Source organism: Tenacibaculum finnmarkense (genome assembly GCF_900239185.1).
GTDB classification, from domain to species: Bacteria; Bacteroidota; Bacteroidia; order Flavobacteriales; family Flavobacteriaceae; genus Polaribacter; species Polaribacter finnmarkensis.
Genome location: NZ_OENA01000001.1, coordinates 1 through 18,125 on the forward strand (window position 1 = coordinate 1; position 18,125 = coordinate 18,125).

Below are 18,125 nucleotides of genomic sequence, written 5' to 3' on the forward strand. Positions count from 1 at the left end.
AACCGATATCGCCGATGCTTATAAAGAATTTACTGCGGAATTTGTGAAAGTAATTGAGAAGTTCACTGTAAAATATACCGCAGGAAATAACGGAACAATCACAGGAGATTTATCACAAACTATTGAAGAAGGAAAAGCAACATCACAAGTAAAAGCAATTGCCGATGCAGGATATAAATTTGTAAAATGGAGCGATAATAATACTTCTGAAACGAGAACTGATATCGCGGATGCTGATAAAGAATTTACTGCGGAATTTGTACAGGTTGTAAAAGTCGTTAAAAATGGAATTACAGCTTCAAAAGGTTTTTCACCAAACGGAGATGCCAATAACGACACTTGGGTAATTCAAAATATAGACCGCTACCCTAATAATACCGTAAAAGTATTTAACCGATGGGGGAAAAAAGTGTACTATAAAAAAGGCTACCAAAACACTTGGGATGCCACGGCAACCGATACTGGTACAAAGCTTCCTGTGGGTTCATATATCTATATTATCAACCTAAATGAAGCAGGTATCAAGCCAGTTCAAGGCATGATTTACATAAATTACTAGAAACTTTTCAAAATTTTAATCGCTATAGAAACCTTTTTATAGCGATTGAAATACAGTTGTTTCAAAATAGGAAAAACAATATTTAAAAATATAAAATGAAAATAAATACTCTAAAATATATAAGCCTGCTATTCTTGGCAATGCTAAGCAGCAAGGCAATCGCACAGCAAGACCCCTCGTTTAGCTTGTATCAATTTAATATGAATATTATAAATCCTGCTTATGCGGGTAGTAGCGAAACTACAGAGGCTACAGCAATGATTCGTAGCCAATGGACGGGCATAGAAAATGCGCCATCAACACAAACTTTATCGTTTTCATCGCCTACTGTTTTAGGTAAAAATATGGGACTGGGTTTTTCAATTGTAAACGATAAATTTAACATCGCAAAAGAAACCGCTGTTTCGCTAGATTTTTCTTACAAATTACCCTTATCAGAAAATCAAAGTTTATTTTTAGGCTTAAAAGCTGGTGGTTCATTTTTTAATGTAGAACTGGCTTCCTTACAAATAAATGATCCATTATTTTCTAAGAATATCAGTAGTTTTAATCCTAATTTTGGGGTGGGTGCTTATTTAAAAGGAAAAAATTACTATGCTAGTTTGTCTGTCCCTGCCTTATTAAAGAGTAGCCGATACCAAAAAGATGGCAACACAATTACAGAAGCCTCAGATAAGCCCCATATTTATTTATCATCTGGTTATATATTTGATTTAGATGGTGTTTACAACGCTAAATTAACGCCTTCATTTATGATGCGTTATGTATCGGGAGTGCCGGTATCGTTTGATATTACAGTAATTACAAGTATGTTAGAAAAATATGAAATTGGTGTATCGCATCGTTTTCAAGAATCTGTTAGTTTCTTCGGATTGTTTAAGTTTTTAGACCATTATAAAATAGGATATGCCTACGAATATACGACTACTGATATTTCAATATACAGCAGTGGTTCACATGAATTTGTGTTTAAATACCATTTTTAACATCGAATAATTTACACTATGAGAAACGCGATAAATCGCGTATGTATTTACATTTTAAAAAAGCCGATTATTTATTTAATCGGCTTTTTTTGTGGGGTTAGAAACCTCAACCTAATACCTCTTTTAAAAGCTAAAAAATACGGCAAATTAGGATGCGAAACTGAACTAAAAATCCTTTGACAGCTTCCGTTTTTTAGTTAAAAAAGTTTTCTATATTTATAGGATTCCTTAACTTATATATCAGCCTGTTTTAGTACTTTTAAGGTTAAAATTTTGCTATGAAATTTAATGAAGACTCTAGGGTTAAGATTCCCTCAATTTTACATTTAATACAGTTAGGATATACCTATTTATCTTTAAAAGATAATCATTGGGATATTGATACCGATATTTTTTATGCTCAACTAAAAAAAATTAATACGAACCTTTCTCAAAAAGAAGCTGAAAAACTTTATAATGAAGTTTCACTTACTTTAGAAAATGAAGATTTAGGAAGGGCTTTTTATAAGAAGTTAACAAATAAATCTGGAATTAAATTAATTGATTTTGAAAATTTTGAAAATAATTCCTTTCATGTAGTTACAGAATTACCTTACGAAAAAGATGAAGATAATTTTAGACCCGATATTATTTTATTAATAAACGGAATGCCTTTGGTTTTTATTGAAGTTAAAAAACCTAATAATAAAGATGGAATTTTAGCGGAACATAAACGAATGCAAAGGCGTTTTAAAAATAAGAAGTTTAGAAAATTCATCAACTTAACACAGTTAATGGTTTTTTCTAATAACATGAAGTATAACGATAATGATACGCAAATGTTAGCAGGTGCTTTTTATAGTACCACAAATTACAAAAAACCAATATTCAATTATTTTAGAGAAGAAGAAAACTTTGATTTAGCTAAAATATTAGCGCCTATTTCTGATGAACAAGAAAATTATGTATTAAAAGATACAAATCTTATCAGTATTAAAAATGCTAAAGAATTTATTTCAAATAAAAATCCTACTTCACCAACAAATTCAATAAGTACTTCCTTATTTCAGAAAAAACGTTTACAATTTATATTACAATATGCTTTTGCTTATGTAGAAGAAGAAAATGGTTTGGAAAAACATGTAATGCGCTATCCTCAAATTTTTGCAACAAAAGCTATTGAAAACAAGTTAGAAAATGGTGTTAAAAAAGGAATTATTTGGCACACACAAGGTTCTGGTAAAACGGCATTGGCGTATTTTAATGTAAAGCATTTAACAGATTATTATCAGCAAAAAAATATTATTCCTAAGTTTTATTTTATTGTAGATAGAATAGATTTATTAAATCAGGCTGCAAAAGAATTTAGTTCTCGTGGTTTAGTCGTACACAAAGTAAGCAGTAGAGAAGAATTTACAAAAGATATTAAATCAAGCAAAGTAATTCATAATAATTCAGGAAAAGCAGAAATTACAGTGGTTAATATCCATAAATTTAAAGATGATCCTGATCTTATAAAAAACAACGATTATAATTTAAAGGTGCAACGAATTTTCTTTTTAGATGAAGTACATAGAAGTTATAACCCAAAAGGAAGTTTTTTAGCAAATTTAGAATTAGCAGATAAAAATGCTATCAAAATAGGACTAACAGGAACACCGCTTTTAGGAAAAGAATACAATTCTAAAACCTTGTTTGGTGATTATATTCATAAATATTATTATAATTTATCGATAAAAGATGGCTATACTCTACGTTTAATTCGTGAAGAAATAGAAACAAAATATAAATTAACACTTCAAGAAACTTTAGAAAAAATTAAAATTTTAGAAGGGAATGCTGATAAGAAGACACTCTATTCGCATTATAAATTTGTAGCGCCGATGCTACATTATATTGTTCAAGATTTAGAAACCGCCAGAATTTCTATGAATGATAATAGCATTGGCGCAATGGTGGTTTGCGATTCATCTGAACAGGCTGAAATGATGCAAGAAATTTTTGATGAAAAATATGCTATTAAACCAGCAAGCTATTTCTTGCAAGCTGCAGAAGATCCCGAACAATATGGGGATAAAAAAAATACAAATAGCAAAGTAAATAAAGCTGCTGTAATTTTACACGATGTAGGCACAAAGCAAGAACGTAAAGATTGGGTTTCTGATTTTAAAGCAGGTAAAATAGATGTACTTTTTGTCTATAATATGTTATTAACTGGTTTCGATGCTAAAAGATTAAAAAAATTATACATTGGGCGTAACATAAAATCACATAACTTATTACAAACATTGACCAGAGTAAATAGAACCTATAAAAATCATAAATACGGTTTTGTAGTTGATTTTGCCGATATTCAAAAAGAATTTGATAAAACAAATCAAGCGTATTTTAACGAATTGCAAAGCGAGTTAGGCGATGAAATGGAACATTATTCGAACCTGTTTAAATCATCCGAAGAAATTGAAAAAGAAATTGAAGAAATAAAAGATGTTATTTTTAAATTTGACACCAATAATGCCGAAATATTTAGTGAGCAAATATCAGAAATAAACGAACGTACAGAAATTAGAGAAATTGCAAAGGTTTTAAACAATGCTAAAGAACTGTATAACTTAATTAGATTATCGGGTAATTTTGAATTATTAGAAAAATTAGATTTTAAAAAATTAGCTATTTTATCAAGATTAACAAACGACCGTTTAGCACTTATCAATACCAAAATAGCCTTAGAAAATAATGTTGAAACGAATAATATTTTAAATACCGCTTTAGAAGATGTCATTTTTGCTTTTACAAAAGTAAAACAAGAAGAAATGATATTGGCTGATGAATTAAAAGATGTTTTAGGAAAAACTCGTGGGAAATTAGGTGATAATTTTGATCATAAAGACCCGAAATTTGTTTCTTTACGCCAAGAATTAGAACGTTTGTTTAAAAATAAAAATTTAAGTGAAGTTTCTAAGCAAGAAATGGAAGCCAATATAAAAGCCTTAAATGAAATTTATAATATGGCTAAAAAGTTAGAAAGAGAAAATCAGTTATTAAAAGCTAAGTATGATTATGATGAAAAATATGCTCGTATTCATAAACGCTTAATGGAAAAAGACCCGCTAACAGATAACGAACGCAAACTTTTTGATGCTTTAAAAGGATTGAAAACTCAAGTAGATAATGAAATATTACAAAATTCAAAGCTTTTAGAAAATGAAAGTTATGTAGAAAAAATGATGATGCGTTTGGTTATCAATGAATTTAAAAACAAACAAAACATCCATATAAATGCAACCGATGTAAAACGCATTAACAATATTTTAGTAAAAGAATATATTAACGAATACAATAGCGTAGCCTAATACAAAAAATGGAAGAAACAAAGCAATTTGAAACCCAAACCAAAGCATTAATAGACGATTTAAAAAGCGTTTGTGCTAATTACGGTTTAGGGAATGATGGAAATGAATTTAAAATTATAACGCAAGTTTTTTTATATAAATTTTTAAACGATAAATACGTTTACGAATTAAAACAATTAGACCCAAAATTAGCATCCGAAGAAAATTTTGATGAAGCCTTAGAAAATTATCCTGCTGATGATTTAGAAATGCTAATGATGCAAATTAGCGCAAAAACAGCTCGTTTTGCTCCTAAAAACTTATTGCCAAATTTAGCAAAACAGCAAAATAAACCCAAATTTGCCACGATTTTTGATGAAACTTTATTAGAAGTAGCCAAAGCAAACAACGATATTTTTTCTGTAAAAACAAAAGGAGGCGAAAAAATAGTATTATTCGATAATATTAGTAAATATGTAACCGATAATAGAGATGATTTTTGCAAAGCCTTAGTTAGCAAAATGACAACGTTTAGTTTTGAGCATATCTTTACGCAAAAGTTCGATTTTTTCGCCACTATTTTTGAATACCTAATTAAAGATTACAATACCAATGCAGGTGGTAAATATGCCGAGTATTTTACACCGCATGCCGTGGCAAAAATTATGGCAGCCTGTTTAGTAACCGATAAAAATGTAAATAATGTAACCTGTTATGACCCGAGTGCGGGTTCTGGTACGTTGTTAATGAATATTGCGCATGCTATTGGCGAAGAAAAATGTACTATTTATTCGCAAGATATTTCTCAAAAATCGTCTGCGTTGTTGCGTTTGAATTTAATTTTGAACGACTTAGTACATTCTATCAAAAATATTATACAAGGAAATACTATTTTAAATCCGTATCATAAACAAGATGACGGACAATTAGAACAGTTTGATTATATCGTATCTAATCCGCCATTTAAGTTAGATTTTTCTGATTATTCGGCAGATTTAGATAGTAAAGCTAACAAAGAACGCTTTTTTGCAGGAATCCCAAATGTTCCGAAAAGTAAAAAAGATGCTATGGCTATTTATTTGTTGTTTATCCAACATATTATGCACAGTTTAACCGAAAAAGGAAAAGCTGCAATTGTTGTGCCTACTGGTTTTATTACCGCTCAATCTGGTATTGATAAAAAAATACGTCAAAAAATGGTGGAAAGTAAAATGTTAGCTGGTGTGGTTTCTATGCCCTCGAATATTTTTGCAACTACAGGAACTAATGTTAGTATTTTATTTTTAGATAAAACCAATACTAAAGACGTAGTTTTAATTGATGCTTCTAACTTAGGAACAAAAGTTAAAGAAGGAAAAACACAAAAAACGGTTTTATCAGCAATTGAAGAACAACAAATTATTGATGTTTTTAATAACAAAGAAGCGAAAGAAGATTTTTCTGTCGTGGTTTCTTATGATGAAATAAAAGCTAAAAATTATTCTTTAAGCGCAGGACAATATTTTGAAGTTAAAATTGAATATACTGATATTTCTTCGGATGAATTTACTGCTAAAATGAAAGCTTTTGAAGATAATTTAGAAAGTTTGTTTGCAGCATCTAAAGGTTTGGAAAAGGAAATTCAGCATAATTTAAAAGGCTTGAAGTATGAATAGAATATCTCTTGAAAAAATTTCTAAAATAATAAACAGTGGATTAACACCTTTAAGGTCGAATAAAGAATATTGGATTGATGGAAATATTCCTTGGGTTAAAACAGAACAATTAGGAGATAAATATATTTATGATTCAAACGAGAAAATAACAAATTACGCTTTACAAAACACTTCAATTAAACTAAACTCTCCAAATACATTAAGTATTGCAATGTATGGTGAAGGAAAAACAAGAGGAAGTGTTTCTATTTTAAAGAACGAAACAACGACAAATCAAGCTTGTTGTAATATATTTATTGATGAAGAAAAAGCTGACTTTGAATTTGTTTATTATAATATAAAAACTCAATATAATAATTTAAGAAATTTATCTTCTGGTGTAAGAAAAAATCTTAATTCTAGAGATATTAAAAACTTTGAAATATTATTACCTAATCTTCAAACCCAAAAATCCATAGCGAAAGTTTTATCAGATTTAGATTCAAAAATAGCAATCAACAATAAAATAAACGCAGCATTAGAAGCGATGGCAAAAACGCTTTATGATTATTGGTTTGTTCAGTTTGATTTTCCTGATAAAAACGGAAAACCCTATAAATCATCCGAAGGAAAAATGATTTTTAATGAAGAATTAAAACGTGAAATTCCTGTTGGGTGGGAGGTTGAAACATTATTATCTATCGCAAACTTTCAAAATGGTTTAGCATGTCAAAAATTTAGACCTATTGATGATAATTTTTTAAATGTCATCAAAATAAAAGATATGAAAGAAGGTTTTTCTTCAAAAACTGAAAAGGTTAGAGTTGATGTTCCTGATAAAATTAAAATTTTTAACGGAGATATTTTATTTTCTTGGTCTGCTTCTTTAGAAGTTATTCAGTGGTCAGGTGGAAAAGGAGCTTTGAATCAGCATATTTTTAAAGTTACTTCTGATAAATACCCAAAATCATATTATTACTTTGAATTGCTTAATTATTTACAGCATTTTAAAATGATGGCTGAATTACGTAAAACAACGATGGGACATATTACACAAGAGCATTTAAAACAAAGTAGAATAGTAATTCCTCCTAAAGAAATAATAAATCAATTAGATAAGTTGATTAATCCTATTTTAGATAAAATAAATAAAGGTAAAATTGAAAATCAAAAGCTTTCAGAATTACGAGATTGGTTATTGCCCATGTTAATGAATGGACAGGTTCGGGTTGGTGAATAAAATATGTCGTAGAGACGCGATGCTTCGCGTCTTTATATTACAATTATAAAACATCAAAAAAAATTGTATAAAAACGCAATTATTTATGATGAAATATGCCGATTTATCGCATTTCAACAATCAAGATTATAATAATTAAACCACAATGTGAAACATCATAAATAGCAAAACAGACGCGAGGAAAATCGCGTCTGTTTTGCTATAAAAAATTATCAAAAAAACTATAAAACCCTTCCCGCTAATCGATGTGCTGACATTGGCTTATGATTTTCTAATCCTTTTATGTAAACCTTTCCGCCGCTAAACTGATAATCATGCTTAAAATGTTCTAAATTTTCCATTACAGAATGATCTACAAGTTTTGTTTTTTCTAAATCTATGGTAATATTTAAACCTTCGGGGATAGCCTCTAAAACTCTTTTAATCCCTAAATAATTCGTAAAAATTGCCGATTTATCAATTTCAACCAAATAATCATCGCCTATATTAGACACCACAGTAGGCGCTTTAAAAAATGAACCTATCGGTACGCCATTAATTAAATGGATTATCATTTTTAAAACCATACCCGCTACAATTCCTATTAATAAATCTTCAGCAAGCGTAACAACTATCGTTACTATAAATATTAATAATTGCTCCTTCCCTATTTTAAAAACATGTTTAAATTCTCGTGGATGTGTTAATTTTATACCAACCGCCACTAACATTGCTGCTAATGCTGAATTAGGAATCATTTCTAATACTGGGGCTGCTACTAATAAAAATATCAGAATAAAAAAACCGTGAAAAAAATTTGCCCAGCGTGTTTGTGCGCCGTTGGCTACGTTTGCTGAACTACGTGCTACTTCCGATATCATGGGTACTCCGCCTAAAAATGCCGCAATCGTATTCCCGATACCCACAGCAATTAAATCTTTATTCATATCCGATTTTCGCTGGTGAGGGTCTAGCATATCTATTGCTTTTACGGTCAGTAACGACTCTAAACTTCCTACCAAAGCAAACATAATTACATATTTTATAAATATTCCTGTTTGAAAAACGCCCGCAAAACTTGCGTTAATATTCAAATTATCTAATAAACTTCCTACCTCTAATAAGGCGTATGATGGCTCTGTATTGGCAAAATCCATAAAAAATTCAGCAGGAATAGCAAAAATTAATACAACCAATGCCGCTGGAATCATTTTAATTGTTTTGTTTTTTATACCTGGCCACAGTAACATTATTAACAAACTTACCACGCCAATTAAAGCAGCTTTAGGATCTAGGTTTTTTATAAAATAAGGGATGTTCCAAAGTAATTGTAAAGGACTCATTCCTTTTGAAATATCTGGCGCATCATTTAGTAATACAGGAATTTGTTTTGCAATGATAATAATACCAATAGCGGCAAGCATTCCATGAATTGCCGACAACGGAAAGAAATCAGCAAGTTTACCGAGCTTTAAAACACCAAAAATAATTTGAACTAAACCTGCAACAACCATTGCTCCAAGGGCTAGTTTCCAGCCTAAAACAGCATCGCCATGACCAAAATCAGACACCGAGCCTGCAATAATCACAATAAGCCCAGCCGCAGGACCTTTAATCGACAAGCGAGAACCCATAATAAAACTAACCAATAAACCGCCAATAATAGCAGAAATTAATCCCATAATTGGCGGAAAATCTGCCGCTTTTGCAATTCCTAAACTTAACGGCAATGCCAATAGAAATACAATAAAACCCGAAATAGCATCGGCTTTAAAATTTTCTTTAAAACCCGCCCAACCATCCGCAGGAATTTGTTTTAATTTTTGAGTTTTCATTCTATATGTTTTTAATTTAAAATTTATTTTAATTGTTTCTTTAAGCCGATCTTCTAGCTTCAGCATTAGACCATTTGTGGTTAGGTCCTAAAAATATTCTGGCGTAAATTCTCATTATCGAAATACCTGATACTACATAATTGATGGCAAGCATCCCCATAAAAAAAGGTTGATTTATACGCACATGAGAAAACAGTAAATCTTCGCCTAAAAATGTTGTGGTAATAGGAAAACCCCCTAAGGCAATTGCGCTTATTAAAAAAATAATTGCTTTGTATTTATGCTCAATAGCATGCCCGTAGTAATCGTCTAAACTGTATTTTTCTTGCTTTGCTAATTTGTACAAAATAACAAGCCCTACCACTCCCGATACAACCACACCAGAGAGGTAAAAAACAATTTCGATATACTCAAAATGTTCATTGAACGATATTGCTAAGGCAATTAAAAAATGGTTAAGAATTAATAAAATCCAAGCGCCATACGGATGCTTTCGAATGGTAAATGCTCGCAACACAAAAATTAAGGCAATTAAACCAAATACATCGGGTAAATACTGTTTAAAAATGAAGTGATCATACTCATAAAAAGATAAAATATATCCTGCTACGCCTCCAATTAAAGCAAATAGTATAAGCGCCGTTTTGGTATTTAAATTAGAAAATTTATCGCCTAATTTTTTAAAAGGAAACCACAAATAGTTATAAATATAGGTATCCATATGAAATTCTTTAAGCCCGAAAACATACAAGGTGTTGTATAATTTTTTTTGCCAAGCACCCATCGGTTTAAAACTCTTTTGTTTATAATTAAAAAACTGATCTCTTAATTTATATGTTACAATAGAAGGGCTAATTAATAATTGATACGAACGTAAAAAAGCATTTCCTGTTAAATGTAATAAGGCTAAGGTTTCAAAGCCCAATGCTACTTCCACCATCATAATTCCTATTTGAGCAAGAGACGAATAGGCAATTTGACCTTTAATTGAAAATTGAACCCTTGCAATTGTTGTAGAAACAAGTGTTGTAACCAAGCCTAAGAGTATTACATTAACCTGAATAAAGGGTATGTGATGCCAAAAAGGATAAGTTCTTAACATCAGATAAACACCAATATGAACAGCAATCGAGCCATAAAAAATAGAGCTAGAAGGTGTTGGTCCTTCCATAGCTCTTGGCAACCAAGATGAAAAAGGAAATTGCGCCGATTTAATTGAAGCAGCTAACATAATCGCAAAAGAAACCATAATGGCAACACCCATATTTCCAGCGATATGATTTTGCACAAATTCAGGATTTAACAACTGTATAAAAGTTACATTTTCATGAAATAAATGATGCATAAACCACATGGCTAATAAAATACCGATGTCTGCCAATCGATACATTGAAAATACTTTAAAGGCATTTCTAACAGGCAAATACCTGTCTCGATAATACGCAATTAATAAAAATGATGACAATCCTAAAATTTCCCAACCGATAAACATGGTTTCAAAATTTCCTGAGAAAATAATTACCTGAACACCAAAGAAATACAAAATCATGGTGGTAAAATACCGCTTAAAACCATTGTCTTTATGCATATATCCTCGGCTGAACATCGCAATCATAAAGGTTAGCGTACTAGACATCATTAAATAAGTTGCGGTAACTTTATCGAATAACAAATCAATAAAAAAGCTATAATCACCTGTACTATAAAGTGTTATTTCTTTAATATTTAACGTATTTTGATTAAAAAATAACCAATAAAAAATAAAGCCAATTCCAAAAAATACTTGAAGCCCTGCAGGAATAGCCATTGATAAAAAAATGCCTTTTTCATTTTTACTAGGGATGATAAGACTCACTACAAATCCTAAGAAAGGAATTAATAGAAATAAAGGTAATAATTGTTCCATTGTGCGCTGCTTAATTAAATTGATGAATAGGTAAATTATTAGAAGAACTTTCAATAAATCGCTCGAAATTCTCAATTTTAGGAACCACCTTTTGAATCGGATGGTATATTTGAAAACTGCCATTTACCAAAATATAAAGCTCCTTATTAAAAGGATTGTAAACCGCTAATTTCATCCAACCTTTATCGTACCATCCAAAAGTATCAGGATTTTCTTTGAGTACTTTGAGTACTATTTCTGGTTTTTGTTCTACAATTGTCAAAATGCGTACTGGGTCATGAACATCAATCATTTGATATGGCAAACCAGGTCTTAAATCGCCCTTTACGCCATTGGCTACCGAATATAATCCCATTACATTTTGTGGTAATTTTGAACCTGCACCAAGCTTTTCATTATCTACAGTAGAAAAAAAATATTCTAAGTTTATTCCACCTGCAACCCCTGTTCCTGCGCTTAGTATATTGGCTAAAAGCGCTCCATCTACATCCGATTTATAATCATAAGAATTTAAAAAAGCACGCTGATCTAAAAATAAATTTCTAGTTAAATTTCGATGCCCCACAATAAACAACGCATTGTTAGAATGATTATACTCAGGACGAGGTTCAAAAAGAGATAAGGCTCTTTTTTTAACAACTTCATGTACTTTTTTAGGTGTTTTTTTTGTGTTAATTAACAAAAATTGACGCGCACGTTCTTTGGCATTCATCGCTAACCCTGCTTCAAATTTTTCTTTATTTTTTGCATGTGCTGTAGCCAATATTTCAGGAATCAATTCTTGGTCAAAATAATCAAAAGTATCTTGGGTAGTATCGTGATACGCCCCTACAAAATGGGTGCTTTCAGGAATTATTACACCCTGTTTTACAAGCGCTTTTCGAAGGTCTTTTCGGTTTGCCATTTGAGCAAATAACCTAGCGTTTACCGTACTTGGTCGCCCTGCACAAGCACCACAGTTATACCCAGCAAAATAGGGGTTATTTGTACTACTTCCGCCATGACCAAAAAAATAAACTAAGGGCATAAAATTTTTAGTTAACCCTGTATTAAACAGCTCTTCTTTTACCATTTTTATCATTTCTGATAAGGTAAATCCTACAATTAAATTATCCTCTAAATCATCTTTTTCATCCTTTAAATTATTTTTATTTTCATAAATTAAGGTTGAATTATAATCCATGTGATCGCTTTCGGCGCTATACTGCCCTACACTTTTCTTCGGATTAAAAATATTGAGTAATAATTTAAAGCTAGACCAAAATCCAACGGTTTGAGAAACTATAAATCCAACAAAAAAACCATGGGTATTATTATTAAAATGTATATCGGTTTTAAATGTTGTTTTTCTATTTACTTCTTTAATTAAGTGCTTTGGAGATGCCGATGAAGGGCAAATCTGAGTCGCAAACTTCGCTTTTTCGGGTTTAAATTTTGCTAAAATATTAAAATGAGCAGGTGTTCCAAAAGTTTGACATTCAGGAAATAATAATTCAATATTTCTTCGGATACTCTCTTCTCTGTCGTCAATACAAAAAAATGCTTGTGTTTTTATCGCTGTTAATTCTTCCTTTTTTGAATATTTTATTCCCGCCAAAACTTGGTCGTGAAACATCAATTCAAATGAGGTGTGCCATAATTCTAAAACCTCCCAGTAATCAGTAGTTTTAACCTCTCTAAAAATATCTTCAGGCGCAAAATCGGCACCAATCGCTAGTGGTCTAAAATTTTTATTTACCGATAATTCTAAGGCTTCAAGTTCTAGTAATAATTCTAAATAAATAAATTCAAACAACAAAATTGGACGTGCTGCATACAGCGCATCAGGTTTTTTTTCAATGGCACAAACCATACCCGATATTCCTGGATGTGTGTATTGTTGATCTAGCAAATATTGCTCATAATAACGCTCATCACCTACAATTAAACACAGTATATCCGATAATGATTTCTCTTTTTTATAAAGAAGTTTTATGGCTCTTTTTGAATTGAAAACCTTTGCATAACTATGTTCTTGAATTTCAATAATGGTGTTCAGTAAACCATCAGCTTGCTTAGGAAATCCTTTAATTGCAATTCCTTGATCTAGGTAGGCGTTAATAAGTCGAATTAATTTTGGACGAACCATTGCATCCATATCGATGCTGTAATCGCTTTGCCAATGTGCTCTTAATTGTCCAATTCTTGGATTTATAAAAACAGGTTCTTCTAAGTTGAACATCTTTTTACGCCAGTCATCAATTTGATTTTCGCCTTTTTTAACGGTAATTATTTCATTAATAATTTGATCGTTAATTTCGCCATTTTTATACTTTTTTCTATAATTAGATAGCGGTAATAATGTTCGATTACCAAAAATAGTAGAAGAAACTCGTAGTGCTTTAAAAAATTCTAACTCTTGAAAAGCATGTAATGTATTGTGATGCACAAAATCTTTTAAGGGTGCTTGTGCTGGTAAAAAGTGCTTGAGCTGATGTAGCGTAAATGCTTCATCAAAAACGGCTTTTTTTGTAGACATTTTTGTGTATTTATATTGAAAATCAATGTGGTTTTATAAAAACCATCAGCAACCACCCTGACTTAAAAGAAGTTACAAGGAGTCGAACTATTGAAATTCAAAAAATTAAGAAAATTAAGAAGATAAGTGGTTAAGAGCCTGTTTAAATTTTATCTAAAAAAGTTTTATCGCTAAAAGTAAAAAACAGAACCATCAAAGGGGTTTTGTTTCAGTTTTACACACTGATTTGTGGCAGTTTTTTACGATGTTGAAATAAATTCAGCCAAACTTTTAAAGTATTTAAAACAGGCTCTAAGAAAAAATAAGAAGAATGTAAAATTTGAATTAACAAGGAATTTTTAACGAACAATATTCAATATACTTTGCGTTTTTAGGGGTAAAAACACAAAACTCAAAATCAATAAAAAGAGGAATGTAATAATCGTGAAAAATAAATGGATTTTTTGATTTTATAAAAACAGTATTAGCACCGCCAGAAGAACTTCCTGATTCTATTGTCTTTTTTTCAGATAATGCCGATACACTTTCTAGTTCCGTTTCTTCTTCAAGCCATTTATTACTTAAATTTTCAGTAGTATTGCAAGGAATAAAATTACCCAATAGCACCCCTTCCGAAACCTCTGGTATCAGAAAAAAAACAAGTGCTATTATAATATATTTTAAATTCATTCTCTAAAAACAAAATACTAAACAAAGCACAAATGTAACAAATATTACATTTAAAAATAATATTTATTACATTTATTGATATATTTTAATGATGAAAAATTTTTTTACACAGTTTGATTTCCAAAGTAACCTCTTATTTGAGGGCTTAAAAAAAGAAGATTTACAATTATTAGCGACTGTTTTAGAGCCTTGGCATATTAAAAAAGGTGCTGATTTATTTATTGAAAATGCGATTCCAACAGGAATTTTTCAAATTAAAGAAGGGCGTGCTAAAAAATTTAAAAAAGGGTTTAGTGGCGATAATCAAATATTTTATATTTATACAGCGGGTGATTTATTAGGATACCACGCTTTATTAGGCGAAGAGCGTTATCAGGATTCTTGTCAGGCGCTAGACGATGTGGTTCTTAATTTTATTTCTGAAAAAAACTTTAGAATGTTACTGCATAAAATTCCGACTCTTAAAGAAGCTTTCATCAAGAATATTAGCCATGAGTTTGGGGTGCTAGCAAACACAATTGCCTTGCTAGCTCAAAAAGATCAAAATGCCCGATTAGCCATTTTTTTAATATTACTAGACCATAAATTCAACCCTGATAAGGAACAAAATAAGGGTATTGATTTAACTAGAGATGATTTAGCAAATGTTATTGGTACCTCACGAGAAAGTTTGGGGAGAAGTCTTAAAATTTTTAAAGATAATAATTGGATTACAATACCTAAAAAAATCATTTATATTAAAAACAAAACAGCCCTTTTAAATTTTTTAAATTTAGATTTGACTGCTTTGTAGTTTTATAACTTTTTTAGATATGAAAAATGCGATAAATTACGGCGTTACATTACGCGTTCATCCGCTTTATAAGCACCACGTCTATGTAAAATCCATTGGGCTTCATCTAGTGGATTTACACCTTTATAATCTCGGTGTGTTCCTTCATTTTTAGGGCAAACATCATAGCCAGAAAATTGCAAACGCAAGCGTAATTTCCCGCTAGATATGGTATTTAATTTAATGCTAAAATCTAAGGAAGTAGCTACAGGAATTTTTCCTTTTAAACTAAAGGTATCGCCTGAAAATTCTGGCGTATCAAAAGTAGCTCTTCGGGTGCTTAACTCAGAGGCTACTTTTCCTAATAACGCCTCATTTGCCTTTATTTCAAAACTTAAAATTGGTTCTAATAAATGCGTTCCCCCCTTTTTTAAACCTTGCATAAGCCCCATCGGAGTTGCTAAATTAAAATCACCAGGACGAGAATGTATATTATGGTCTTCCCCTTTTATAAGCGTAATTTTTACATCGGTAACCTCCCAGCCTAAAATTCCTTGTGCCAATGCTTTTGGAATGGTTCGGGCTATTTCATTTTGATATTTTATATGCACATCATTTTGAGAAACAATACTACTATAACTAACCCCCGAATTTAACGGCGCAGGCTCAATTAAAAACGTCATAATTGCCCAACAAGGTTTTGGCATCCAATAACGAATATAACCTTCCGCTTTTTTACTGATGGTTTCTTTATACACCACTTGTGGGTCGGTAAAAGTTGCCGAAATATCAAAACGTTCTTTTAAAACATGGGCTAATATTTCAATTTGCATCTGCCCCATTAACAGCAATTGCAATTCTTTTTCTGCCTTAAACCATTTAAATTTTAACGAAGGATCTTCGCTGTCTAATTGCTCTAAAGCTTGTGCCAAGGCATTATAATCTTCATTTTTTTCAGGAATAACCTCAACGGTAAGCACCGGAATATGCAATTGCGGAAGTGTAGGGATTTTATCGGGGTTTCCTAAAATATCGCCTGCTTTTGTTCCTAAAACTCCTGTAATTACGCCAATATCACCCGCTTTTAAAACAATATTATCAACATATTTTGTTTGTTCTAATTGCTTGGTTTGATTTATTTTTGTTTCTAATTCCTGAGTATAATTGTACACCGTTATTTTAGAAGATAATTCGCCTGAAAAAACTTTTACATGTGCCATTGCACCAAAAACCTTATGATGTTCTAACTTAAAAACATAGGCTGAAAGTGCTGTTTCTGCTATTTTTTCTGATGATGCTATTTCTGTTTTTTCTGATATCGGACAGAAAGCGATAATTCCATCTAACAATTCGGTTACACCCAAGTTATTTTTAGCAATTCCTGTATAAACAGGTGTAATTTTTGCATCAATAGTTAAATTTCGGATGCTTTTTAAATAGGTTTCATCAGTTATTTTTTCATCATTTAAAAAAGAGACTAGTAAATTTTCGTCCGCCTCTACTAAATGTTCCATTGTTTTTTCTCTGATATCTGAAGTTGCCACTGCTGCTTTATTATCCGAAGAAACATTAAAAATAGCCGAAATATTCGCTTCTAGCAAACCATCATTTTCAGAAGCGTATAACACAACAGGTGTTGCTTTTAAATCGGTTTCTAATTGCGTAATTACCGTTTCGGAATCGGCTCCTTGCCTATCTATTTTATTGATAAAAATAATGGTCGGAATTTGTAATTCTTGTAAGGAATCCCAAATATTTAAGGTGTGGGCTTGCACGCCTTCTACAGCAGAAACCACCAAAACAACAGCATCAACTACACAGAGTGCTCGCTCTACTTCGCTCGAAAAATCAACGTGACCCGGTGTATCAATTAAATTAATTTTAACGCCTTTCCAATCAAATGATGTGGTGGTGGCTTTTATAGAAATTCCACGTTCTTTTTCAAGCGCTAAACTATCAGTACTTGTAGAGCCTTTATCTACACTTCCAAGGGTTCTAATTGCTCCTGAATTGTATAAAAAATGTTCTGTTAATGTTGTTTTCCCAGCATCTACATGTGCTAAAATACCGATATTTAGTATTGGTTTATTCATAAAATATACACTTATAAAATTGCTTAAAAAGCGGTGTTTTAAATTAATCTAATTGCGCTTCATTTTTAGCTTCCACAACTTTATCAGTGGTTTTCTTTGCTTCGGATGCTTTCTTTTTTTTAACCTTTTTTTTCGGCATTTTATCTTTAATACGCTTTTTTTGTTCGGTAATTATTTCCATAAAAGGCGTATTAAAAGTATAGGTTTTTGCTTTTTTAATAAAATGCAATGCCTTTTTATATTTTTTCAATTTCTCATATAACACTGATTTCTTAGTGTATAAAACCGCTTTATCAGCGCCTTTTATTGTTAGAGCAAAGTCAATAAAATCAGTTGCTTCCTTCATATCTTCGTTCCACAACAAGGCGTTTATAAAAGGTTCATATACTTCAAAAGCATTTATTTTAATCGCCAATACTTGTTTGAAGTAGTTAATTCCTTCTTGATAATCGTATAATTTTTCACTGTATATACGTCCCATTAATGTTAATGCCATCGTATTTTCGGCATCGTAAGACAAGGCATAATTTAAAGCCTCCATGGTTTCTTCTGTATCGTAATTAAAAGAATCTAATGCTTTAAAAACATAATTATTTGGTACTGTTCCCATTTTATTTTTTATT

At 31.1% G+C, this 18,125-nt stretch carries 12 protein-coding genes; 6 read left to right on the forward strand and 6 right to left on the reverse strand.

Features of this window, described 5'->3' with window-relative positions:
• The 5 genes from AQ1689_RS00005 to AQ1689_RS00025 all read left to right on the forward strand — a co-directional run.
• The coding region (locus AQ1689_RS00005; protein ID WP_145993704.1) for a T9SS type B sorting domain-containing protein at positions 1 to 559 on the forward strand (559 nt) is incomplete at its 5' end.
• 95 nt (positions 560 to 654) lie between these two features.
• Positions 655 to 1,545, forward strand: coding sequence for a PorP/SprF family type IX secretion system membrane protein (locus AQ1689_RS00010; RefSeq protein ID WP_083501060.1), 891 nt, complete (start codon positions 655 to 657; stop codon positions 1,543 to 1,545).
• Between the two features lie 278 nt (positions 1,546 to 1,823).
• Entirely contained in the window at positions 1,824 to 4,877 is a 3,054-nt protein-coding gene (locus tag AQ1689_RS00015) for a type I restriction endonuclease subunit R (protein WP_101954784.1), read from the forward strand.
• Positions 4,878 to 4,885: 8 nt separating this feature from the next.
• Positions 4,886 to 6,511: an HsdM family class I SAM-dependent methyltransferase gene (locus tag AQ1689_RS00020; protein WP_101954785.1), complete on the forward strand. Its 1,626-nt coding sequence runs from the start codon at positions 4,886 to 4,888 to the stop codon at positions 6,509 to 6,511.
• The gene (locus AQ1689_RS00025) at positions 6,504 to 7,730 is read left to right on the forward strand and encodes a restriction endonuclease subunit S (protein WP_101954786.1); all 1,227 of its coding nucleotides are present in this window, start codon (positions 6,504 to 6,506) and stop codon (positions 7,728 to 7,730) included. Before AQ1689_RS00020 ends, AQ1689_RS00025 begins: the two co-directional genes overlap by 8 nt.
• Before the next feature lie 221 nt (positions 7,731 to 7,951).
• Here AQ1689_RS00025 and AQ1689_RS00030 read toward each other — a convergent pair whose 3' ends face one another.
• From AQ1689_RS00030 to AQ1689_RS00045, 4 genes are all read right to left on the reverse strand, one after another.
• Positions 7,952 to 9,544, reverse strand: coding sequence for a SulP family inorganic anion transporter (locus tag AQ1689_RS00030; RefSeq protein ID WP_101954809.1), 1,593 nt, complete (start codon positions 9,542 to 9,544; stop codon positions 7,952 to 7,954).
• 40 nt (positions 9,545 to 9,584) lie between these two features.
• Positions 9,585 to 11,450: a proton-conducting transporter transmembrane domain-containing protein gene (locus tag AQ1689_RS00035; RefSeq protein ID WP_101954787.1), complete on the reverse strand. Its 1,866-nt coding sequence runs from the start codon at positions 11,448 to 11,450 to the stop codon at positions 9,585 to 9,587.
• Between the two features lie 10 nt (positions 11,451 to 11,460).
• Entirely contained in the window at positions 11,461 to 13,968 is a 2,508-nt protein-coding gene (locus AQ1689_RS00040) for a YbcC family protein (RefSeq protein ID WP_101954788.1), read from the reverse strand.
• 324 nt (positions 13,969 to 14,292) lie between these two features.
• Positions 14,293 to 14,637: a hypothetical protein gene (locus AQ1689_RS00045; RefSeq protein ID WP_058884872.1), complete on the reverse strand. Its 345-nt coding sequence runs from the start codon at positions 14,635 to 14,637 to the stop codon at positions 14,293 to 14,295.
• 88 nt (positions 14,638 to 14,725) lie between these two features.
• On the opposite strand from AQ1689_RS00045, the gene AQ1689_RS00050 reads away from it, so the two are divergent.
• Positions 14,726 to 15,430, forward strand: a complete 705-nt coding sequence (locus tag AQ1689_RS00050; RefSeq protein WP_232113001.1) for a Crp/Fnr family transcriptional regulator — start codon at positions 14,726 to 14,728, stop codon at positions 15,428 to 15,430.
• A 44-nt stretch (positions 15,431 to 15,474) separates the two neighbouring features.
• On the opposite strand, the gene AQ1689_RS00055 is transcribed toward AQ1689_RS00050, so the two are convergent.
• Entirely contained in the window at positions 15,475 to 17,502 is a 2,028-nt protein-coding gene (locus tag AQ1689_RS00055) for a GTP-binding protein (protein WP_101954789.1), read from the reverse strand.
• Positions 17,503 to 17,545: 43 nt separating this feature from the next.
• A complete protein-coding gene (locus AQ1689_RS00060; RefSeq protein WP_101954790.1) occupies positions 17,546 to 18,112 on the reverse strand; it encodes a tetratricopeptide repeat protein in 567 nt (188 codons plus the stop codon).
• Between the last annotated feature and the right edge of the window lie 13 nt (positions 18,113 to 18,125).